1 protein-coding gene is annotated in these 263 nt (G+C 72.6%); it reads left to right on the top strand.

The genetic code is table 11. From position 1 onward, the window contains the following. A partial coding sequence (locus HKX41_11925) for a 3-phosphoshikimate 1-carboxyvinyltransferase (GenBank protein NNC24842.1) occupies window positions 1-263 on the top strand: 263 nt, incomplete at both ends.

Here is a 263-nt window from a genome sequence, read left to right as displayed (position 1 = left end):
CTGGCGGCGATGGGCGCGCGCATCGACACCGTCGACGGCGGCCTGCCGCCGCTGCGCATCCACGGCGGCCGCGAACTGCGCGGGATCGAATACACCTTGCCGGTCGCCAGCGCGCAGGTGAAGTCGGCGCTGCTGCTGGCCGGCTTGTACGCGCAGGGCGACACCGTGGTGCACGAACCGCATCCGACCCGCGACTACACCGAGCGCATGCTCGCCGCGTTCGGCTGGCCGATCGAGTTCTCGCCCGGCTACGCGCGCCTGAG

The organism is Salifodinibacter halophilus (assembly GCA_012999515.1).
Taxonomy (GTDB): domain Bacteria; phylum Pseudomonadota; class Gammaproteobacteria; order Nevskiales; family Salinisphaeraceae; genus Salifodinibacter; species Salifodinibacter halophilus.
This window is presented reverse-complemented; position numbering and strand designations above follow the sequence as displayed.